This window comes from Nitrogeniibacter mangrovi (assembly GCF_010983895.1).
GTDB classification, from domain to species: domain Bacteria; phylum Pseudomonadota; class Gammaproteobacteria; order Burkholderiales; family Rhodocyclaceae; genus Nitrogeniibacter; species Nitrogeniibacter mangrovi.
Window position 1 is genome coordinate 1,769,184 of sequence record NZ_CP048836.1, and the last position, 21,456, is coordinate 1,790,639.

The window sequence follows — 21,456 nt, forward strand, 5'->3', positions numbered from 1 at the left end:
GCATGACGCGGTGTTTCGTCTGGAGCTATCAGCGGCGCCGAGCGGTGTTGGAATGGCGGATGGCGCCTGCGGCTTATCCGCCCTACGCCGTCTGCGAGGGGATCGACAGGCGTATTCATATGACCGTGAATGCTCCGTTGTTGATGTCCACCGCCGGCCCCACCAGCGTGATCATCGCGCCCTTGCCGTTCTGGATGTAGATCCCGGTGTCATTGACGATGATCGAGGCGCCGGTGGCGCTCTTGATCATGATGCCGCCGGTGGGGCCGGGCAGGTCGGAGATGGTGAGGCCGTTCTGCAGGATGGTCTGGAAGGTCATGGCCTGCACGCCGGGCGGGGTGGCGCGGGCCAGCGCCGGCACGTCGGCGGCGCTGCCATAGAAGCAGCCCACCCAGATGGGTTTTTCCGGGTCCCCCTGCTCGAACTCCACCCACACCCCGGAGCCGATCTCGGGCAGGGCGAACACGCCGTTCTGGATGCCGGCCACCGGCACGCAGGGCATGGCCCAATTGACCATGCCGAGGCCGGCCACGTCGAGCACCTGGACCTGGATGCGCCCCTGTTGCAGCGGGTCGATGTTGTTGATCACCAGCCCGCGGTACTTGCCGTAGAAGGTCTGATTGCTCATACAGGCACCGTCGGCGTGATCGACACGAGGCCGTTGCGTGTCAGGTTGAAGCTTTGCCGGAACTTGCCGCGGCCGATGGTGCTGGTGACGCTGCTCACGTAGTAGAGCCCGTCGTAGGCCACGCCCGCGCCGCGCACGCCCACCAGGCGCCGGGCCTTGAGCATGCGGCCGTAGCGCAGCACGTCGAGCGCGCCGCTGGCGGTCACCGCGTCCTGCGATTTTTTCGCCTCGTTGAGCCCCTTGGAGATGGCCTGCATGGGGTTGTCGCTGGCGGTGTCCTTCATCATCCTGATGTTGGCCAGCGGCGTGGGGATGAGGCCCAGCGGCGGTTGCAGGGGGTTGAGGTCGGGAATCGGGATCGGGATCGGCGCGCGGGTCAGCGGGTTCTGGATGAAGACGATCGGCAGCACGCCCTTGGTGGGGTCGAAGCTGAAGTTGAGCGACTCCACGTTGGTGAACGCGTCCATGTCGATGTTGAGCGCCGGCTGCGGCGGGCCGACCTTGATCTCGGGGCCGAAGTAGGCGACGTTGGTCATCGGCGCCGGGCCGGGCTCGATGTAGAACACATAGCCCACCTGCTCGGCCATCTGGCGGATGTAGGCCAGATCCGTGCCTTGCTGCGCGGGGACGCGCTCGACCGGGATGGGCACGTCGGGAAACAGCGCCGGGATGGGCAGCGGCACGATGCCGAAGGCGGCGTACTTGGCGCAGATCAGCGCCACCCGGGCCGAGATCGGCATGGCCGGGTAGGGCGTGCCGGAAAAGTCGAGCAGGTCCATCACCTTGGTCAGATCCTCGCCGGTGATGGTGATGCTGCCCGGCTGACCCTGCTGCCCGGCCTGCACTTCCACGTTCGTCATCACCCCGTCGAACACCGGCTCGGGCTTGCCTGCCAGGGTGACGATGAGCACCACCCGCAGCGGTGGTGTGCCGGCGCTGGTGTTGTTGCCGGCGGCGATGAGGAAAATGGTGTTGAGCTCGGACTTGCGGGTCACCTTGAAGCGCAGCTGAAAGCCGCTCACCGATCCGGCGGCGGTGGTGACCGTGGCCTCCTCGAGGGCGTCGATCATCATCGCCGGCACCGGGATCGGCGCGATCGGGCCGATCAGCAGGCTCAGGTGGACCGCGCTACTCATCGAGGCCTCCGGGTACGCCCTCGGGCAACGTGATGCGCACCGTCTCGCCCACCGTGTCGGTCAGCTCCTCGGGGCGGATCACGCCGTTGCCGTCGCACAGGCGCCAGAATTGCTGCGGGTCGCCCAGGTATCGGGCCGCCAGGTTGTCCACCCGGTCGCCGGCCTCGACGCGATGTTCCTGTTGGGTGCCGAAATTTTCGGTCGGCGGAATGAAGCGGCGGCGCACGAAGCTGAGCTGCGTGCCGTCCGGCCGCGTCCACTGGGCGATGTCCAGCCCGTGGTAGCGGCTGTCCGGTCCGAAGGCCGGGGCGGTGAGCGCGTTGGCCTGCATGAAGGCCTTGATCGGATCGGTCATTGGAGCGCCCTCGTGCCATGCGCGGTCCCTCCGAGCGGGACTTCGCGTTTTGCCGGTCGGTCGTGCACAGCGCTCATGGCAGCCCTCCGATACCCAGCGCGTCGAAGCCGAAGCTCGCCGCCTTGCCGGCCAGCTTCTCGCGCGATTGCAGATAGGCCATGAACAGCCCGCCGCCCTTGTGATCGAAGCCCAGATCGTCGATGGACAGGCTGCGCAGGCTCAGATTGACCTTGGCGTTGATCGGGTTGAGCGCGGTGTCGAAGGCCTCCTCGGTGACCGAGAACTCGGTGACCCGCACCGGCACGATGCGCCCGGCGCCCCATACGAAGATCGGCAGGGCCGACTCCATGGGGGCGACCTCCAGGGTGCCGGCGTTGGCCAGCGCCTTGCGCGAGAGCAGGGCCTCGGCGCTGGGATTGACCAGCGCCTCGAGCACCGCCAGCTGCGGGGCGATGCCGGCCGCCACCACGGTGGCGTGCTGGTCGGGGAATTCCAGCTGGTCGGCCGCGTCGATGTCGGCTTCGAGGCGGAAGGTCTCCACCGCCGGGCCCTTGAGTCGCAGCGCCTCGGAGCGGTCCGCGCCTTCGCCCGCACCCTGCACCTGCAGCGAGCGGGTGAGCTTTTCCGGGTTGTACTGCAGCGCGATCACGCGCAGCACCCGGGCGTTGTCCGGATCGACCAGCACCAGGCCGGCCTTGATGATGCGGGGCGCGCGGGGAAAGGAAGACATGGGCGCTCCTAGAAGTGGAACTTCAGGCTGCCGCCGACATAGCTCGACGGGGGTTGATCGGTCGGCCCCGGCGGGGTGTCCGGGGTGGTCAGCGGGCCCTGGGCGCCGAACTCGGCCGAGAACACCGGTACCTCGCGGCACGGCGCGCCGACCCGTTCGATCTCCGAATGCAGGTGGGCGATGGCCGAGACCACGTCGGCATAGCGCATGTGCGGCGCGAAGGTCCGCGACAGCTCGCTGGCGTCCGGATCGGGGGCGGGCGGGTTCTGCACCGCGCGGATCGCGTCGCGCAGCTGGTTGCCGGCCGAGCTCAGCGCCGCGCGCGCCGCCGCCGGGCTCACCGCCTGGCAGGTGGTGCGGGTGGTCTGCACCGTGAGCCCGGCCGAGCCGCGCCCCTCGGTGGTGATGCCGGCGCGCGCGATGATGCGCACATGGGGCACTGCGTTGATGGTGGCGGTGAAGGAGAACTCGCTGGGGCTGGCATTGAGCGCGAACACTACCCGGCGTGCGCCGCGGAACGGCACCGGCAGCTGGATCGCCACCGAGGCGGGCAGGTCGATGGTGAAGGCCGCCGGGCCGAGGCTGAAGTGGATCGTGGTCGAGGGCAGCGACAATCCACCACCGCTGCCACTGCCGCTGCCGGCCGACGGTGCGGGCGCGGCACGCGGGCCGGCCGGCGCCCGGCGCGGTCCGGGTGCCGGTGGCGCCACGCGGCGGCCGAAGTTCGGTGTCAGGCACGGGTTGCCGCCCACCAGGGACGTGATCGGGATGCCCGGGTGACAGGCGCGCCAGGCCTGCAGCAGCCGCGCCCGGGTGACCACCGCCGGGGCGCGCACGCTGAGGCGGCACAGGGCGCCCATGTCGCAGCTGGCTTCGGCGGTGCTCGCCTCGAAGGTGGCGTCGTCGCTGGCGGGCGCGTCCGGGTCCGGATCGCGACTGAGGCGTCGCCCGCCGCCGGACTGCTGCACCACATGGGCGAGTTCATGGGCCAGCAGCTCACGGCCGGTGCGGGTGTCCGGCGCGTAGCGTCCGCGGGCGAACACCACATGGGTGCCCACGGTGTAGGCATGGGCCGCCACCTCGCGGGCCGAGGCGGCGGCCTGCGCGTCGTCATGGATGCGCACCCGGGCGAAATCGTGGCCGAAACGGGATTCGAAGAAACGCCGCGTGGGCGCGGGCAGCGGCGTGCCGTGGCCACCCAGGGTGGTGTGCACGCTGGCCGGGGCCGTGGCCCCGGCACCGCCGGGGGTCGCCCGCCGACGCAGCTGCCCGGGGTGCGCCGGCGTTGGCGTCGCGGCGTCGCCGCCAAGCACCCGTGCCGCCGTGCGATCCGCATCGCGTTCGAGCGCATCGTCGGCAGGCCCGATGCGCAGCCCGGCGCTGGCCCCGAGGGCGTGCTTGCGCTGGCAGGCCTCGCACTCGCCATGGGTGCCGGCGCTGCCCCCGCAGGCACAGCGCCGCTGCAGCACCGGCGATGCGGCGCAGTCGGTCGTGCTCGGGACGAAGGGCGTGGCCTGGCGAGTCATCGGCGGCGCCCCCGACCGCCCCGGCGGCGGCCGACCGGGATGTTGACCCGCGCCAGCCCGGCGGCGATGTCGGCTTCCCAGCGGGCCTGGGCGGCGGCGATGCAGCCGTGGCGGGTCTGGGCGTCGTAGCGGCGCTGCTGCTGGCTCAGGACGCGCCGCGCGCTGCGCAGCAACTGGGCGAAGTTCGGCGCCGCCGCGAGCATCCCGTTGGCCTTGCGCGCCATGGCGCAGCTGAGGTTGAAGTGGCCCTGTTCGTGGCGCAGCAGGCGGCCGGACTCGGCGACGCGGGTGTCGTGGCAGTCGCGAGCGACGATGGTGGCGCACTGGGCGCGCGAGTGCGCCTGGTCGCCCCGCGCCTGGGCGCCGGCCGGGCAGCCCCGGGGCGCGCCGGCGCTCATGCCGAAGCTGCCGCCGGCCCGTCCGGCCCGCGCCTCGCGATCGAAGAAGGCCTGGCACTGGCCGACGATCCGGTGGCAGCCGTTGTGCGCGGCGTTGCCCGCGTTGGCGAACTCGGGCTTGACCCACGAGCGGCCGGGAATGAAGAAGGCCTGCACGCCGCGGGTCTGCGGCTGGGTGTAGGGGGCGCAGCGGGCCAGGGCGGTGTTGATGGCGCGCTCGCGCAGGTCGGAGGCGGTCATGGCGCCGAAGCGGCTGCGACGCGGCGCGGCGCCGCTGAAATCCGCCCAGGTGAGGGCGCGCACCGGATCGCATTCGACCGGATCGGGCGGCGTGGTGGCGATGCAGGCGCGCTCGGCCTCGAGCGCGTCGCGATCCATCCCGTGGGGGAGCGGTGCGCCTTCGATCGATGAATCGATCGGGGGCGGATAGAGCGCGCTGGCGGGGCCGCCATGACCGCCCGCGGCCTCGGCCTGCGGTGTTTCGGTCTCCTCGACCGGCGGCTCGGGGGGCGCATGGCCTCGTCCTCCGGCGGGTTGGCGCGCACTTCGAGCTCGGGGGCGATGGCGCTGCGTTGCAAGGTACCGGTCTGCTGCACCACATGGGCCAGTTCATGCGCGAGCAGCGCCTGGCCGGCGGGGGTGGCGGGCGCGTAGCGGCCCTGGTTGAACACCACCTGGTGGCCCACCGTGTAGGCGTGGGCGGCCACGTCGCGGGCCGAGGCGGCGGCCGCGGCGTCGTGATGCACCCGGACATGGCCGAAGTCGTGGCCGAAGCGGGTCTCGAAGAAGTGGCGGGTGGCGGCAGGCAGCGGCTCGCCGGAGGCGCGCAGGGTCGTGGTGACGCTGGCGGGCACGGGCCGGGCCGTCACCGTGCCCGCCGGGCGACGGCTCAGGCGCCCGGCGGCGTTGGTGAGCGCTACTCCGCCTTCGGGACGGCCGAGTACGTGGTCGGCGGCGCGGTCGGCTTCCCGCTCCAGCGGATCGTTGCCGGCGCCGACCACGAGGCGGGCCTGCAGGCCGAGGGCGTCCTTGCGGCGGCAGGCCTCGCACTCGCCGTCCATGCCGGCCGAACCCCCGCAGGCACACTTGCGCTGCAGCGGTGCCACGTGCCAGGTGGCCTCCGCTGTCGCGCGGGTCGATGGGCCTTGCATGGATGCGGTCATTGTCACTTGTGACTCCTGCTCAAAACAGCGCCGTCGAACCGGTCTAGGGGTTCGGGTGGCGGATCTTCCAGTGGCCCTCGCTGCCGTCGTCATCCTTCCAGCTGCCGAAGAGCGTGCCCGGCACGCCCGCAGTGCGGGTCGGGATGAAGGTCAGGGTGGCGTCGCCCCGCACGTCGCGTTCGCCGATGGTTTCCTTGGTTCTCAGCACCAGGGTCGAGCCGCGCACGACGCCGATGGCCGAGCCTTGCACCGTCGCGCCGCTGGACAGGGCGTAGCTGTAGGCGAAGGTGACCACGGCGGCAAACGGGTCCGCGGTCTCGTCGCTCATGTCGAAGTCCTGCACCCGCATGGCGCCGTCGATGGCCTGCTCCTTGCCGGAGGCGAAGATGATGCGGCCCTTCCAGCTGCCCGTGCCGGCCGAATCGAGGAAGGCGAGGAACTCGCGCCCGATCCGGTCTTCGTTGCGCTTGCGGAACGAGGATTCGGCCTTGCCGACCACTAGCGGCACCGCGCCGGGAATGGTGGCCAGCTGGTTGAGGAAGCCGTCGTCCAGCACCTTGATGCAGCCGCTGGACACCGGATCGGGCGCGACGCCGCCATGGAGGTAGAAACCGAAGCGCTGGACCTTGTCGCCCTTGCTTTCGTCCGGATTGACGTCCAGCGTGCCGCCGCCGCCGGGGCGGGTGATCTTGATGCGCAGGCTGCCCCAGCAGGTCTGGTTCTCCGGCCGGGTGACCGGTTGCGTCCCTTTCTTGATCGGGCGCACGTCGCCACACGCGAGGCCGACGCTCTGGCTGGCGTCGAGGTCGCGGTTCGAGACCGCCGGATTGATCTCGAAGCTGCCGTCGGGGATGGGCCCGTTGGCCTGCCGCGAAGTGGCCGCCTTGAGCATCGTCAGCGCTTCGAGCCGCTCGGCATGCGACATGTCGGCGCGGAAGTAGGCGTCGATCTCGGCCTTGGTGGTGAGGGTCCGGCCCTGCGCCTGGGCCAGGCCGACGATGAACTCCTCGACCGCCTCGAGCGATTCGATCGAGTATTTGCCCGAGACCGCGCTCGTGCTCGCGCAACTGCCGTCCGCGTGCTGCGCGCGCAGGCGGCCGCCGTCGAACTGCAGACGCGTCACCTGGGCCGGATCCAGCGGGGCTTCGCAAGCGGCGTCCGCGTCGGCGCCCGACCCGGTGTCGGGCGCGGGGGTGGCCGGCGCGCGCTGGACCAGCGCCGGGGCGCCCGACTGCTGGACCACGTGGGCCAGCTCGTGCGCCAGCAGGCGCCGGCCCGCGCGGGTGCCCGGCGCATAGTGGCCCGCGGCGAAGGCGAGGTCGTGGCCGACCGTGTAGGCACGGGCGTCGATGGCATGCGCAGAGGCGGCCGCCCGGGCGTCGGCATGGACGCGCACCTTGCTGAAGTCGTGACCGAAGCGCGGCTCGAAGAAAGCGCGCGTGGCCTGATCGAGCGGCTGCCCGGAGGCTTGCACGGTGTCGTGCACGATGGCCGGGGCGTGGTTCTGGACGCGGTGTTCGCCGCGTCGCGCGCGCAGGACGGCGCCCGACCGGAGCGCCCGGTGGCCATGGACATCGGTGTGCGTGCCCGACGACCGATGCATCGGCCGGCCGGGCGTGCGCAGAATCTGGCCGGCGATCCGGTCGGCCTCGCGTTCCAGCGGATCGTCGGCGGCACCGATGGACAGCACACCGCAGGGGCCGGCGACAGGGTCGAGCCGAGTGTTTTCGCCGTCGCGGTGGGCCTCCGGCGCCGGATGGCCGCGGGCGGGCGCGGCGGACGGATGGCCGGTCTGGGGCACTGCGGTGACGGCCCGGGTGGCGCGGGTGCTCATCGTGCCAGCCCCCGCAGGATGGGGCCGGCCAGCGCACCGCCCAGGGACCGGCCTGCCGTGGTGCCGGTGTGCACGCGGCCGGCGTCTACCCGGCGCGTGTCCGTGCCCAGCGTGTTGGCCGCGGCGGGGTCGGCGAGCCGGCGCGCGAGCTCGGCGCGGACACCGGCGGCGACCGCGTCCGCGTCGCGGCGATCGATGCCCTGGAGCACCAGCGCGTCGATGTGGATGACGATCCGGGTCATGTCCACCCCCGCAGTTCGGCTTCGGCGACCGGCTTGTCGCGCTTGGCGATCTCCAGGCGCGCGGCGCGGTGCAGCAGCGCCATGGTCACCGGGGTGCCGGCCTCGGCGGCCATGAAAGCGGCGGCCAGGGCGATGTTGCGGATGTGGCCGCCGGCGACGTTGAGGCGGGCGAGCTTGCCGAAGTCGAGTCCTTCGACCGGCGTCTTCGCGGGGAACACGCCGCGCCAGATGGCTTCGCGCTGTGCCGCGTCGGGGAAGGGGAAGTTCACCACGAAGCGCAGGCGGCGGCTGAAGGCGCTGTCCAACGCCGCCTTGTGGTTGGTGGTGAGGATGGCCACGCCCCGGTAGGCCTCCATGCGCTGGAGCAGGTAGCTCACCTCGATGTTGGCGTAGCGGTCGTGGCTGTCCTTGACCTCGCTGCGCTTGCCGAACAGGGCATCGGCCTCGTCGAAGAGCAGGATGGCGCCGATGTCCTCGGCGGCGTCGAAGACCTTGCGCAGGTTCTTTTCGGTTTCGCCGATGTACTTGCTGATGACGGCCGACAGGTCGATGCGGTAGAGCGCCAGCCCCAGTTCGTGCGCCAGCACTTCGGCGGCCAGGGTCTTGCCGGTGCCGCTCTCGCCGGCGAACAGGGTGGCCAGCCCGAGGCCGCGCTCGCCCTTGTCGGCGAAGCCCCAGTCGTGATGCACGCGCAGCCGGTGGCGCGCATGCACGGCGATCTGCTCGAGCGTGCGTCGCTGGGCGTCGGGCAGGATCAGGTCGCTCCAGCCGGCACGGGCGTCGATGCGTTGGGCGAGGGCGAGCAGGGGCGTGTCGTCGCCGCGGCAGTGCGCATGCAGCATCGCCTCGATGTGCTCGGGGTCCTGGCCTTCAGCCAGGGCGGCGATCTCGCCGATGCGCCGGGCCGCGAGACGGTAGCGGCTGGCCAGGGTGTCGATGGTGGCGCCGAGAGCGTCGGCCCGCTCGCCCAGGGCGGTGTGCCAGAGCTGGCGCTGGGCGGGGGCGTCGGGCCGCAGGATGCGTTCGAGCCGGGTCGGGCCGTCGAGCGTGAGCGGTTCGCGCGTGCTCAGGAATACCACGCCATGGAGCTGGCCGACGAGGGCCGGCACCGCTTCCGGATGGGCGTCGGCGTCGGTGATCAGCAAGCCGGCGCCGAGCAAGGCGGCCTCGCGTTGCCACAGGGTGGCCAGCGCGGTGCATTCATGGGCGCCGGTGGGGACATGGCTCGCGCGCAGGCGGTAGAGCTGCGCGCCCAGGGCGTCGGCGACGCTGCGGGCCACGTCCTGCCGGGCGGTCGGGTCGTCCCCCGCCAGCTGGATCACCGGCAGGGGGGGCTCGGCGGTGGCGATCGAGCGGGCCAGCGCCTGCGCCCGGGCCTGATGGCTGTCCGCCATGAGCCCCGTCTGGGGCACCGGCTCGATCAGGGCCTGCAGGCGGTGGTCGAGTTCGTTGAGGCCGGCCAGGTAGTGCAGCACCCGTTCCTCCAGGCGCAGGCGACCGGCGGTGAGCCCGGCGTGTTCGTCCACCTCGACGAGGCGCCAGCGGCGCAGCGGGTCGAGCGGCGCGATGGCGCTCCAGTGGGCGTCGGGGAGCACGGCCATGGCGAGGCCGAAGCTCGCATGGGGCTGATCGGTGGTTTCGCGGCACAGGCGTGCCAGGGCCGCGTCCATCTCGAAGCCCGCGGCCAGCAGCAGGATGTCGCGCTCGAAGCCGCTCAGGGCAAAGCGCTCGACGAGGCTGTCGATGGCCGCCGGAGCGGGCAGGCGGGCGGCGCAGCGCTCGAGCTCGGCTTCCGCCAGGGCCAGGTCGCCATCGTCGAGCAGGGCACGCAGGCGGGCGAAGTGGGCCACCAGCAGTTGCTGGTTGGCGGTGGTCCAGTCGAGCTCCAGCGGCGCGTTCATGAGAAGGTCACCCGCAGGTCGAAGAACACCGGGGGCTCGGCGCTGCGGTCGACGATGGGGCTGTCGACGCCGTCGATGCGCAGCCGCAGCACCGGCGACGCGCCGGCGGGCACGTCGCGGGCGATGAAAGCGAGCGACGTGGTGGGCGCCACGAAGGGCTCGGGCAGCAGTTCGGTGGTGCCCATGAGCAGCGAGACCGTCTGCCCCGGGCGCAGGGCCGGGGTGAATTGCACCGTGAATTGCGCGTCCCCGTTGCCGTCGCGCGGCACCGGGGCGGCCGGCAGGGTGGTGATGTCGGGGGCGATGACGGCAGCGAGCCGGTTGCTGGTCCGGGGGTTGAGCTCGTCCGGCATGACCAGGCGCACGCGGATGTCGTAGACCCCGACCGGGAAGTCGGCGGCGCTGGCGGCCGGCACGGTGAAGTCCAGGTGATCGGCGGCGCTGCTGCCGGTCGCGGCGAGCGTCTCGTCGATGTCGAAGCGGTCATTGCGCAGCCGCACGCTGCGGTTGGTGCCGTCCAGGTGATGACCGTTCAGACGCACATTCCCGCCCAGGCGGATCACCGGCTGGCGGCCGTCGGGTTCGACCGATTCGAGGGTCGGCAGGGGCGGCACCATGGACGGCGAGACCACCACGCCGCGCTCGCGCCCGGTGACCGGGTTGCGCTCGCCGCGCGAGAGCACCGGCAGGCTCGGGCGGGTGCTCTCGCGCGCCTCGATCAACACCACCGAGACCTGGTAGGCGGCGCTCGGGCGAAAGTGCGACTGGGTGGCGGTCCACAGCTTGGAGAGCTCCTCGCTGCCGAGGAACTGCGGCGTGATCTTGAGCGTTTCCACCTGGTCGGCGAGGCCGCAGTCGGCCAGCGCGCGCAGGCTGGCGGGCAGGTCGGTGCCCACGTCGGGCGAGGGGTTGAGTGCGGTGCGGATCATCTCGCGGGTGAGCACCGGGTATTCGTGCATCAACTGCATGGCGTAGCCGAGCAGGATTTCCCGGTGCAGGGGCTCGCTGCCGTAGGCGCTGATGAGGTAGTGCAGGTCGAGGGCCAGGGGCGCGTTGGTGAGCCGGTGGCGGCCTGAACCGTCGCGTGCGGGCAGGGCGTCGTTGCGCCAGCCGGTGTTGGGGCTGACCTGGTACAGGAAGATGTTCAGCTGCGTCGATTCGGTGCCCTCGGCGGGGATGACTCGGTCGGGCGCCAGCGTGCTCACGGTGACGGTGCTGCCGGTCACGGCCGAGACGTCGTGATTCACCACGCCTTCGTTGAGGCGGTCGCGCAGCACGGCGGTGACGCCGGCGATGGCCAGGGCGGTGCTCATGTGCCCCCCCGTCGGCGTCGGGCCAGGTAGTCGTCCAGCGACATGGGCGCCTGGCCGCGCTTGGGCCGGGCCTTGGGCGCGGCCGCCTCCTGGACGGCGGTGACCTCGATGCGGCCGATGTGGACATGCACCTCGTTGGGCTCGGCAGGCGGCTCGGCGGCCTGGCGGTTCGGCGTTGACGGTGGCGAGGGACGGGTGCGGGCCTGTCGTCGGGGCAGGAGCGGTGCCGGCCCGGTGTCGCGCCGGGCCGACGCGGGATCGACGGCGTTGCCGGCGCGACGGCTTTCGCTTGCGCTGACGGCGGGCGACGGGACGTCATTTGTGCCCGCGATCGCCTGTGCGCGGGTCGGCGCTGAGTCTTGCGTGGCCACCAGCGGCGAGGGCGTCGGCCACTCGGCAGACGTGTCGGCAGGAGTCGCCGGCGCCGCAAGCTCACCTGGCGTCGCCGCGTAGGGTGCCTCGGGTGGCGCCGTGTGCAGGATGCGCTCGGGTGCGCGCCGCGTCGTGGCGATGGGCTGCGGCACGGCCGTCGGGTCGGGCGTCACCGGGCGGTCCGGCGACGCCGGCGATGGCGCGGCAAGGTCGGCTGGTCTGGTGTACGACATCGTGGTCGGCGCCCCGGCGGTCGAGGCGTTCGTGGGCGCCGCATCGGACCCGGCCTCGGCGAAGGCCGGCAAGGCCTGGTAGGGCAGCGCGGCCATCGGCCGCACCCGGCACGGGGCCAGACCCTGCGACTGCGCGGCGAGGCGGCGGAACAGGGTGCTCATGGACTCACCCGCTCCAGATAGGCGGCCCGGCGGGTGTCGCTCAGCGCCAGGATCTCGCCCTCGCTCCAGCCGTAGGCACCGGCGAGGGTGTGCACGTCGTCGAGCAGCGCCTGGGTGTGCCGATCCAGTTCGTCCCAGAGATAGGCGGCGATATCGAGGCTGGCCGACACCGGGGCACCGCAGGCCGGGCAGGACAGGGCCAGGCTCAGGTCGGCCCAGGGGTCGGCGGCGTCGATGGCCTCGCCCGCCGCATCGAGCAGGTCGGCCATGGACGCCGGGTCGTCCGCCGGGTCCAGGAGGCATGCATGCAGCAGGCGCTGTGCGGCGTCCTCTGCATCGTCCGCGTCCAGCGCCAGGAGCAGATGCCGGCTCGTGGGAAGCGTGAGCCGCAGGTCGCCGATGCGGATCTCGTCCACCGGCGTTTCCGGTCGCGGCGGCAGCATGGACGAGGCGAGCTCGAACTCCATGCGTTCGCCGCAGGCGGGGCAGTCCGCCCACGAGGGCAGCGGACTGCCGAAGCAGGCTTCGCGCAGGGCCATGATGGCGGCGTTGCGCACGCCGAGGGGGGCGTCGGCCAGGGTGTCCGGGTCGCGCGCCGGCTCGGCCAGGGCGAACAGCAGCAGCGCCCGGTCGATGGGGTGACGGCGAACGCCGGACTCCCAGATCGCGAGCAGACGCGCCGGGCTGAGGGCGAGCATGACGGTCAGGCCGGTTCGGTGTAGCTCGGTTCGGACGGCTCGGTGACGTCGTAGTCGCGCTCCCAGCCCTCGTTCTCGAGCTTGATGGTCTGGATCGCCACGGCGTTGGCGTTGGCGTCGAGCTCGGGCAGGGCCTGATACTCCGACACCCAGCAGCGGAACACCTTGTAGGCGATGGCCAGCTGGCCGGCCTCGTTGTAGACCTCGATGATGAGGTCCTTGCGGAAGTCCTTGAGCGAGACCTCCGCCCCCAGGCCGGAACCGAAATTCCACACCTTGTTGGCCCACTGCTCGAACTCCACGTCGTGGGTGACGCCGCGCTCCAGCGTGATGGCCTCGAACTTGGTGCGCCCGGGGGACTTGCGGGTCATGGACGGGTCGCCGCCCTCGCGATGCTCGACCAGCTCGGTGCTGCGCTTGAGCGCCCCGACCTTGCTGACGCCGGCCACATAGCGGCCATCCCACTTCACCCGGAATTTGAAGTTCTTGTAAGGATCGAAGCGGTGGGTGTTGACGCTGAACTGTGCCATGGGGGTGTCTCCTCAATCTCGGTGTTCCAGTAGGGTGGGCTTCAGCGTGCCAACACCCTGTCGCGACATCGCTGGCGGGTTGAAACCCGCCCTACGGCCATCGATCGGCCGGGTATCGAGCCAAGGGCCGCCCGCCCGCCGGGCCGCCCCAAGGGCGGGCGCAGCCCCCTCGGGGGGCAGGGAGCGAAGCGAGCGTGGGGGCTGTCCACTCTCCGCCGGGCCGCCCCAAGGGCGGGCGCAGCCCCCTCGGGGGGCAGGGAGCGAAGCGAGCGTGGGGGTCGTCAACCTCATGCTTCAATCTGTCCCGCCATCTGCTGCAGCTTGATGACCACGAATTCGGCCGGCTTGAGCGGTGCGAAGCCGACGACGATGTTCACCACGCCGCGGTCGATGTCGTTCTGGGTGGTGGTTTCGCGATCGCATTTGACGAAGTAGGCGTCCTTGGCGCTGCTGCCCTGGAAGGCGCCCTGGCGGAACAGGGTCTGCATGAAGGCGCCGATGTTGAGGCGGATCTGCGCCCACAGCGGTTCGTCGTTGGGCTCGAACACGACCCACTGGGTGCCGCGAAACAGGCTCTCCTCGAGGAACAGGGCGAGCCGGCGCACCGGCACGTATTTCCATTCGGAGGCGAGCAGGTCGGCGCCGGCGAGCGTGCGCGAGCCCCACACCAGATGACCGGCCACCGGGAAGCTGCGCAGGCAGTTGAGGCCGACCGGGTTGAGGGTGCCGTTCTGGGCGTCGGTCATGGTGTAGGTGAGCCCCTGCACACCGGAGAACGAGGCGGCCAGGCCGGCCGGGGCTTTCCATACGCCGCGCTGCACGTCGGTGCGGGCGATGATGCCGGCGATGGCGCCGCAGGGGGCGAAGCTGGCGAGGCGGTTTTCCGACAGCGGGTCGGGCATGCGCAGGCGCGGGAAGTAGGCCATGGCGTTGATCGCGTCGTCGTTGCCGATGGTGCCGCGCAGCGCGTTGACGCCGGTCTCGGCGTCGGCGATGGCGGTGCTGGGGCTTGCGGTCCATGCCGCGGGCGGATCGACGATCACCATGGCGCGGCGGTCCTGGCAGTAGCTGGCGGCGGCAGCCCAGGTGGCCGGATCCACGTCGGGCCAGCTGGCACCGGCGCCGCCCGGCGGGGTGTCGGAGTCCACGCCCAGCGGCGGGATGCACAGCAGGTTGAACAGGTCGGCGTCGTCGAGGGCGAAGATGCCGGTACGCGCGTTGGCGTCGCCCGTCACCTGCGTGTCGATCACCGGGCTGCCGTCGCCCGGGGTGCCGCCCGCGGCGACAGTGCCGTCGGTCGGGCTGGCGTCGGTCGGGCCGCTGGTGCGCACATTCACCAGCGCGGACTGCTCGTTGAGCACCGTGTCCACGAAGCGCTGACTGGCCGGGTCGGCGGAGACGTTGCGGAACATCTCCGAGGCGATCACGGTGGTGCCGCCGGGCTGGTCGAGCTCCTCGATGAGCAGGTTGAACAGCAGCGCGTCGGTGGTGTCGCGGGTGTCGTGGTCCACCGTGGCCTGCAGCGCCGCGCCCCAGGCGCCGGGGCTGGCCGCTTCGAGTTCCAGCGGGGTGCTGCTGGTCGCGAGGCTGATGGTGGCGGTGTCGGTGGCGACGGTGCCGTTGAACACGCGCACGATCAGCGCATCGCTGCCGCCGTGGCGGAAGAAGTGATTGACCGCCTGACTGAGCGGGGACGGCTGCCACAGGCCGCCGAAGATGCGGGTGAACTCGGCGAAGCTCTGGACCCGGACGGGGGTGTCCACCGGCCCGCGCAGGGTGCGGCCGATGAAGGCGGTGATGGAGGTGGCGACCCCCGTGATGGTGCGGACGCCGCTGGGAATCTCTTCGATGTAGACGCCAGGATAGGTCAGGGCGGATGGCATGGCATTGGCTCCTCGTTCCCAAATCGGCCGGCGAGGCGCCTGAACGACGGCTATGCGGGCCGGCATCGCAAAATAGGCGGCCGTCGCGACAGGGGGCGATAGCCGGGTGCAACGATCAACGGCTCGAGCATTCACTGGTGGGGCGGCCACCGCGCGAGGCGGCGCTCGATGAGCTTTCTGTGGCGTGCCATGCGTTCGTTGGCGTATCGGCCAGGGAGGCTGTCGGGCGCGTTTTCAGCCTAGGAAGGATGCCATCCGGATTCAACCGGGATATGCGCGAGAGCGGCATGTGCCGGATGCCTCGGGCCGCGTGGGCCCGGCCGATCGATGCCATGGGCATGGCCTGCGAACGTCAGGGGTCGCGGGTGGAGGTCATTGATTTTTCAGCGACTGTCGTCCGGCACGAGAGCGCATGACGGCTTTGGGTACCCGAAACGGGTGATGGCGTTCCGGCCCTGTCGATCGCCGGAAATATTGCAACAGGATGTGTTGCGCGTACGAACGGTCGGTGTATTCCGCGGCGCTTTCGTGGCCTCAGTCGCGCGTGGGATGGCGCGTCTTTTTCAGCCGGTAGGACAGCTGCGCCCGCGTGATCCCGAGCGTGCGGGCCGCGCCGGCGAGGTTGCCGCCGGCCTGCTCGACGGCGTGGTGGATGAGGATCGCCTCCACCTCGTCGAGGGAGCCGGTCTGCGCGAGCAGGGCGTCGCACAGGTCGGCCCGGTCGGGGCGATCGCGCTTTTCCAGCTCGCCGGCCTTGCCGATGCACTCGTGCGGCGGCTCGTCGGGCAGCAGACCGGTGAACAGGTGCTCGGCTTCGATCCAGTCGTGTTGCGGCGTGAGGATGACGCCACGTTCGATGGTGTTTTCCAGTTCGCGGATGTTGCCGGGCCAGGTGTGCGCCATGAGGCTGCGCATGGCCTTGTCGGTGATGCCCAGCAGCTTCTTGGCGTGCATGGCGCAGAAGCGCTTGATCATCGCCTCGACCAGCAGCGGCAGGTCGGAGGTGCGCTCGCGCAGCGGCGGGATGGTGACCGGATAGACGTTGAGGCGGTAGAACAGGTCGCTGCGGAAGCGCCCCTCGCGCACCGCCTTCTGCAGGTCCACATTGGTGGCGGCCACCAGGCGCACGTTCACCTTGCGCACCTTCTCGTCGCCGAGCCGTTCCACTTCGCCTTCCTGGAGCACGCGCAGCAGCTTGGCCTGCGCCGCCAGGGGCAACTCTCCCACCTCGTCGAGGAACAGGGTGCCGCCGTCGGCGCGCTCGAACTTGCCGCTGCGCGAGGCGTTGGCGCCGGTGAACGCGCCTTTCTCGACCCCGAACAGCTCCGACTCGATGAGGTCATGGGGCAGGGCGGCGCAATTGACCGCCACGAAGGGCCCGTCCTTGCGCGCGCCGGTCTCGTGCAGGGCGCGGGCGAAGCGTTCCTTGCCCACCCCGGTCTCGCCCAGCAGGAGCACGGTCACGTGGGTCGCGGCGGCCTTCTGGATGAGATCGTAGGCGTTGCGGAATCCGGTCGATTCGCCGATCAGGTTGGGCACCCGGTTGTGGCGCCCGATGGACGAGCGCAGCTGGTCCACCTCGTCGCGCAGCTCGAGCAGCTTGCCGACGATGGAGTCCTCCTCGAAGTAGGGCAGGTAGGCGTCGGCATCGGGCCAGGCCTCGACCGGGCGGCCGACGATGCGGCAGTGGTTGGTACCCATGGCCGCGCACTCGACCTCCTTGAAGAGGATGAAGCTGCCCATGAAGGCGGTGGTGTAGCCGGAGGCGTAGCCCAGCTGCATCCAGCACACGGCCTCGTCCGAATGGCCGAATTCCTTCAGGTGCGCCTCGGCCTCCCAGGAGTTGTGCCAGACGAACTCGCCATCGAAGGTGCCGGCCTCGAGGTCCACGTCGAAGCGCACCGGATCGACGCGCACGCTGCCTTCGAGCATGTGCAGCTGGGGGCCGACCACGAAGGCTTCGTACAGGTTGCTCTCGCCGCGGATCTTGCGTGCGAGCTCGGCATCGCGCGCGCCGGCGGCATAGCCCATGCGCGTGAGGATGCGCCGGGCCTGCTCGGTGCCGACCGAGGTGATCAGCTCCTTGCGCAGTTCGCTGAGCGCGGCTGCATGCATGAGCACCATGCGGTTCTGGCCGAGCAGGATGAGGCCGTCCTCGTACGCGAAGCGCACGAGGCTGCGCAGATCGTTGCTCTCGGGGTACTGGAGTCCCGCCACCGTGTTGTCTCCTCGTGGGCGCGGCTTGTGTGGGGCTGTGCCGCGTCTCCTCTTATATCACCGAAGTCGTAGCGTCCTCCGTGTGATCGCGCAGGGCGGGAGTGCGGTGATGTCGTGTGCACGTGCACGATGCGCACGCGTCGATTTCTGAGTATGTTAATTAATCTCGAGATTAATGTCAGGTGCTTCGCGCATGAATCAAGCGGTCGTCCGTCACACCATCCATCTGGTCAACACCGGTGACACCTTCACCTGCCGGCCGGACGTGGACGTCTTGCGCGCCATGGAGCAGCTGAACTTCAAGGGCATCCCGGTCGGCTGCCGTGGCGGTGGCTGCGGGGTGTGCAAGGTGCATGTGGTCAGCGGCGAGTACCAGACCCGCAAGATGAGCCGCAGTTACGTGAGTGCCGAAGAAGAGGCGGCGGGAACGGTGCTCGCCTGCCGGCTCTATCCGCGGGGCGACCTCGAGCTCGAGGTCGTGGGCGGGATGCGCAAGTGCCTGACGCGCAAGCTGCCACGCGCCGCGGCCGGCGCCGCGTCCTGCCTGGCCGATCTGGGGCGTGCGCCCCCCTGATCCATTGGATTCAAGCATCGCTCCAGGACGGAGCGAAAGTCGTTTCACCTCCGACACGGCTTGATCTTGCAGACCCGGCTTCGGCCGGGTCTTTTTTCGTTCGGGTGCCTGAAAACGCACGCAAGTCATTGTTGCAGTGCAGAAAATCAAGTTGATCAAATGATCAAGCGAAAACGCCATTTGATCATTTGATCAACTCATAAAGCCATTCTTGGTTTGCCAGAATCTCGAGAAACTCACTGAAAAGCCGCAATTGACGGGCCTTCCGGGAAGCTGGCACGCGACTTGAGTGAGTCCCTGTACCGGGCCGCAAGCGGCTCATCAAATGGAGACATGCCCGTGGCGAGCGAGACACCCCGAGTGGACGTGACACGCAAGTTCGTCCGGCTGGTCGAGCGGCGCGACGACGGCCTGGTCGAGTTCGAGTTTTCGATCGGCCTGCCCGAGCTCTACGTCGAGATGCTGTTGCCGGCGGATGCGTACGAGGCGTTCTGCGAGACCAACAAGGTCGAATTTCTCGAGGGGCCGCGCCCGCTCGAGGACACCGGCGCCGACTGGGAGTGGCGCCTGCGCAACGCCGCGCAGGAACGATTCAGATCCACCGACTGAAGACGACGCGGTCGGACATCAAGGACATACCAAGGAGGAGACACCATGCAGATGGACCTGCGAACGGTTTCGATTCAACCGTTGCGTCACACCTACAGCAATATCGCGCGCCGCTTCGGCGACAAGCCGGCCTCGCGTTACCAGGAGGGTACCTACGACCTCCAGGCGACGGCCAATTTCCAGTACCGCCCCACCTGGGACCCGGATCACGAGATCTTCGATCCGGCACGCACCCGCATCAAGATGGAAGACTGGTACGCCTTCAAGGATCCGCGCCAGTTCTACTACGGCGCCTACACCCTGGCGCGTGCCAAGCAGCAGGATGCGGCCGAGGCCAACCTGAGCTTCGTCGAATCCCACAACCTGGTCGGCACCCTCGGCGACGAGTTGCGTGACCGTGCCCTGCGTCTGCTGCTGCCGCTGCGTCACGTGGCCTGGGGCGGCAACCTCAACAACGCCTCGGTGTGTGCCTACGGCTATGGCACGGCCTTCACCCAGCCGTTCATCTACTACGCCATGGACCAGCTCGCGGTGGCTCAGTACCTGACCCGGGTCGGCCTGCTGCTCGGCGACGAGACGTCGCTGGAGTCGGCCAAGGAGGCGTGGATGAGTGCGGACGTGTGGCAGGGCCTGCGCCGCTACGTGGAAGACACCTTCGTGCTGAAGGATCCGTACGAGCTGTTCGTGGCCCAGGACGTGGCGCTGGACGGGCTGCTGTACCCGATGGTGTTCGACGCGATCGTCGGCGGCGTGTTCGCCGCCCAGGGCGGTACGCCCATCGCGCTGGCGACCCAGTTCATGACCGACTGGTTCGGCGAGACCAAGCGCTGGGCCGACGCCACCATCAAGACCGCCGCCAGCGAGTCGCCCGAGAACAAGGCCCTGGTCGAGCAGTGGGTGACCCACTGGCGCGACCGCGCGGCTGCCGCGCTGCGCCCCGTGGCCCAGATCGCCGTGGCCGAAGGCGCGGACGAGCTCATCGCCGAGCAGGTCGAGCAGTTCAACGCACGCATGGCGAAAGCCGGCATCAAGGTCTGAGGAGTCGAAACCATGTCGACCGTATTCATCGCCCTGCAGGCGAACGAGGAAACCCGCCCGATCATCGAGGCCATCGCCGCCGACAACCCGAACGCGAAGATCGATCACCAGCCCGCGATGGTGAAGATCGATGCCGAGAACTCGCTGGTGGTGCGCCGCGAGACCATCGAGGAGCTGATCGGCCGCGACTTCGACCTGCAGGAACTGCAGATCAACCTGATCACGCTCTCCGGTCATGTAGACGAGACCGACGACGAGCTGACCCTGCACTGGAACGCGTAAGCGCCAAGGAGTAGATCAAATGGACATGAAAGCGACGTCCGGCAAGAAGCTGGGCCTGAAGGAAAAGTACCGCCAGATGACTCGTGGCCTGGAGTGGGAGCCGTCCTATCAGAAGAAGGACGACATCTATCCGTTCATGGAATACGAGGGCATCAAGATCCATGACTGGGACAAGTGGGAAGACCCCTTCCGCCTGACCATGGACTCGTACTGGAAATACCAGGCCGAGAAGGAGCGCAAGCTCTACGCCATCATCGACGCCTACGCCCAGAACAACGGCCACCTGAACGTCACCGACGCGCGTTACCTCAACGCCATCAAGCTGTTCCTCACCGGCATCAGCCCGCTGGAGTACATGGCCCATCGCGGTTTTGCGATGGCCGGGCGCGCCTTCCCGGGCGCCGGCCCGCGGGTGGCCTGCCTGATGCAGTCCCTCGACGAGATCCGCCATGCGCAGACGCAGATCCATGCGCTGTCGAACTACAACAAGTACTACAACGGCTTCCACGACTTCTCGCACATGCTGCAGCGGGTCTGGTATCTGTCGGTGCCGCGCTCCTTCTTCGACGACGCCGTCACCGCCGGGCCGTTCGAGTTCATGGTCGCCATCGGCTTCTCGTTCGAGTACGTGCTCACCAACCTGCTGTTCGTGCCCTTCGTCTCGGGCGCGGCCTACAACGGCGACATGGGCACCATGACCTTCGGCTTCTCGGCGCAGTCGGACGAAGCCCGCCACATGACCCTGGGGCTGGAGATCATCAAGTTCATCCTCGAGCAGGACCCGGACAACGTGCCCATCGTCCAGCGCTGGATCGACAAGTGGACCTGGCGCGGCTATCGCGTGCTGACCCTGGTCGGGATGATGATGGACTACATGCTGCCCAAGCGGATCATGAGCTGGAAGGAAGCCTGGGAGGTGTACTTCGAGCAGAACGGCGGCGCGCTGTTCAAGGATCTGGCCCGCTACGGCATCCGTCCGCCCAAGTGGCTCGACCAGATCGCCTTCGACAAGGACCACATCTCCCACCAGGCCTGGGGCACCTTCTACCAGTATGGCGCCGCGGCGGACTTCCACACCTGGTCGCCCACCGATGACGAGCTGGACTGGCTGTCCAAGAAGTATCCGGAGAGCTTCGACAAATACTACCGGCCGCGCCTGGAGTATCTGCGCGAGCAGGCTGAGCAGGGCAACCGCTTCTACAACACCACGCTGCCGCAGCTGTGCCAGGTGTGCCAGATCCCGATGGTGTTCACCGAGCCGGGTGACCCGACCAAGACCTGCTACCGCGAGGTGGACTACCAGGGCGAGAAGTTCCACTTCTGCTCCGACGGCTGCAAGCACATCTTCGAGGACGAGCCGGAGAAGTACAAGCAGGCGTGGCTGCCGGTGCAGCAGATCTACCAGGGCAACTGCTTCCCCGAGGGCACCGACCCGACGGTGGAGGGCTTCGAGCCGCTGGCCAAGGTGCTCGAGTACTACCACATCAATTTCGGCCGCGACAACCTGGACTTCGACGGCTCGGAAGACCAGAAGAACTTCGCCACCTGGCGTGGCATGGCGACCACCAACGAATAAGGCGTGACGGGGCGTGCGCGTCACGCCCCGCGCGTCTCGACGATACAAGGAGACAT

21 protein-coding genes are annotated in these 21,456 nt (G+C 69.6%); 5 read left to right on the forward strand and 16 right to left on the reverse strand.

Going from position 1 to position 21,456, the window contains the following annotated elements:
* Positions 1-115: 115 nt before the first annotated feature.
* From G3580_RS08110 to G3580_RS08185, 16 genes are all read right to left on the reverse strand, one after another.
* Complete coding sequence (locus G3580_RS08110; protein ID WP_173764775.1) at positions 116-628, reverse strand: phage baseplate assembly protein V; 513 nt, start codon at positions 626-628, stop codon at positions 116-118.
* Positions 625-1,764 (reverse strand): hypothetical protein, encoded by a 1,140-nt coding sequence (locus G3580_RS08115; RefSeq protein ID WP_173764776.1) that lies wholly within the window; start codon positions 1,762-1,764, stop codon positions 625-627. Before G3580_RS08115 ends, G3580_RS08110 begins: the two co-directional genes overlap by 4 nt.
* Positions 1,757-2,119 (reverse strand): LysM domain-containing protein, encoded by a 363-nt coding sequence (locus G3580_RS08120; protein WP_173764777.1) that lies wholly within the window; start codon positions 2,117-2,119, stop codon positions 1,757-1,759. Before G3580_RS08120 ends, G3580_RS08115 begins: the two co-directional genes overlap by 8 nt.
* A 73-nt stretch (positions 2,120-2,192) precedes the next feature.
* Entirely contained in the window at positions 2,193-2,849 is a 657-nt protein-coding gene (locus G3580_RS08125; protein ID WP_173764778.1) for a hypothetical protein, read from the reverse strand.
* An 8-nt stretch (positions 2,850-2,857) separates the two neighbouring features.
* Entirely contained in the window at positions 2,858-4,375 is a 1,518-nt protein-coding gene (locus tag G3580_RS08130) for an eCIS core domain-containing protein (protein ID WP_173764779.1), read from the reverse strand.
* Positions 4,372-5,076, reverse strand: coding sequence for a hypothetical protein (locus tag G3580_RS08135; RefSeq protein ID WP_173764780.1), 705 nt, complete (start codon positions 5,074-5,076; stop codon positions 4,372-4,374). Before G3580_RS08135 ends, G3580_RS08130 begins: the two co-directional genes overlap by 4 nt.
* Positions 5,010-5,936 (reverse strand): eCIS core domain-containing protein, encoded by a 927-nt coding sequence (locus G3580_RS08140; RefSeq protein ID WP_228720851.1) that lies wholly within the window; start codon positions 5,934-5,936, stop codon positions 5,010-5,012. The genes G3580_RS08135 and G3580_RS08140 overlap by 67 nt, the downstream gene beginning before the upstream one ends.
* Positions 5,937-5,979: 43 nt before the next feature.
* On the reverse strand, positions 5,980-7,770 hold the full coding sequence (locus tag G3580_RS08145) for an eCIS core domain-containing protein (protein ID WP_173764781.1): 1,791 nt from the start codon (positions 7,768-7,770) through the stop codon (positions 5,980-5,982).
* On the reverse strand, positions 7,767-8,012 hold the full coding sequence (locus G3580_RS08150; RefSeq protein WP_173764782.1) for a hypothetical protein: 246 nt from the start codon (positions 8,010-8,012) through the stop codon (positions 7,767-7,769). The genes G3580_RS08145 and G3580_RS08150 overlap by 4 nt, the downstream gene beginning before the upstream one ends.
* Complete coding sequence (locus tag G3580_RS08155) at positions 8,009-9,913, reverse strand: ATP-binding protein (RefSeq protein WP_173764783.1); 1,905 nt, start codon at positions 9,911-9,913, stop codon at positions 8,009-8,011. Before G3580_RS08155 ends, G3580_RS08150 begins: the two co-directional genes overlap by 4 nt.
* Positions 9,910-11,226, reverse strand: coding sequence for a DUF4255 domain-containing protein (locus G3580_RS08160; protein WP_173764784.1), 1,317 nt, complete (start codon positions 11,224-11,226; stop codon positions 9,910-9,912). The genes G3580_RS08155 and G3580_RS08160 overlap by 4 nt, the downstream gene beginning before the upstream one ends.
* Positions 11,223-11,993: a hypothetical protein gene (locus tag G3580_RS08165; protein ID WP_173764785.1), complete on the reverse strand. Its 771-nt coding sequence runs from the start codon at positions 11,991-11,993 to the stop codon at positions 11,223-11,225. Before G3580_RS08165 ends, G3580_RS08160 begins: the two co-directional genes overlap by 4 nt.
* On the reverse strand, positions 11,990-12,691 hold the full coding sequence (locus G3580_RS08170; RefSeq protein ID WP_173764786.1) for a hypothetical protein: 702 nt from the start codon (positions 12,689-12,691) through the stop codon (positions 11,990-11,992). The genes G3580_RS08165 and G3580_RS08170 overlap by 4 nt, the downstream gene beginning before the upstream one ends.
* A 5-nt stretch (positions 12,692-12,696) precedes the next feature.
* Positions 12,697-13,221, reverse strand: coding sequence for a phage tail protein (locus G3580_RS08175; RefSeq protein ID WP_173764787.1), 525 nt, complete (start codon positions 13,219-13,221; stop codon positions 12,697-12,699).
* A gap of 287 nt (positions 13,222-13,508) precedes the next feature.
* Complete coding sequence (locus G3580_RS08180) at positions 13,509-15,104, reverse strand: phage tail sheath family protein (protein ID WP_173764788.1); 1,596 nt, start codon at positions 15,102-15,104, stop codon at positions 13,509-13,511.
* 534 nt (positions 15,105-15,638) lie between these two features.
* Positions 15,639-17,321 (reverse strand): sigma-54-dependent Fis family transcriptional regulator, encoded by a 1,683-nt coding sequence (locus tag G3580_RS08185; protein WP_173764789.1) that lies wholly within the window; start codon positions 17,319-17,321, stop codon positions 15,639-15,641.
* Positions 17,322-17,514: 193 nt separating this feature from the next.
* On the opposite strand from G3580_RS08185, the gene G3580_RS08190 reads away from it, so the two are divergent.
* From G3580_RS08190 to G3580_RS08210, 5 genes are all read left to right on the forward strand, one after another.
* Complete coding sequence (locus tag G3580_RS08190; RefSeq protein WP_173764790.1) at positions 17,515-17,895, forward strand: 2Fe-2S iron-sulfur cluster binding domain-containing protein; 381 nt, start codon at positions 17,515-17,517, stop codon at positions 17,893-17,895.
* 366 nt (positions 17,896-18,261) lie between these two features.
* Positions 18,262-18,504 carry a phenol hydroxylase subunit gene (locus tag G3580_RS08195; RefSeq protein ID WP_407671020.1) on the forward strand — a complete coding sequence of 81 codons (243 nt, stop codon included), beginning with the start codon at positions 18,262-18,264 and terminating at the stop codon, positions 18,502-18,504.
* Positions 18,505-18,549: 45 nt separating this feature from the next.
* On the forward strand, positions 18,550-19,542 hold the full coding sequence (locus G3580_RS08200) for a ferritin family protein (protein WP_173764792.1): 993 nt from the start codon (positions 18,550-18,552) through the stop codon (positions 19,540-19,542).
* Between the two features lie 12 nt (positions 19,543-19,554).
* Positions 19,555-19,824: an MmoB/DmpM family protein gene (locus G3580_RS08205; RefSeq protein WP_173764793.1), complete on the forward strand. Its 270-nt coding sequence runs from the start codon at positions 19,555-19,557 to the stop codon at positions 19,822-19,824.
* A gap of 19 nt (positions 19,825-19,843) precedes the next feature.
* Positions 19,844-21,400 (forward strand): aromatic/alkene/methane monooxygenase hydroxylase/oxygenase subunit alpha, encoded by a 1,557-nt coding sequence (locus G3580_RS08210; protein WP_173764794.1) that lies wholly within the window; start codon positions 19,844-19,846, stop codon positions 21,398-21,400.
* Positions 21,401-21,456 lie beyond the last annotated feature (56 nt).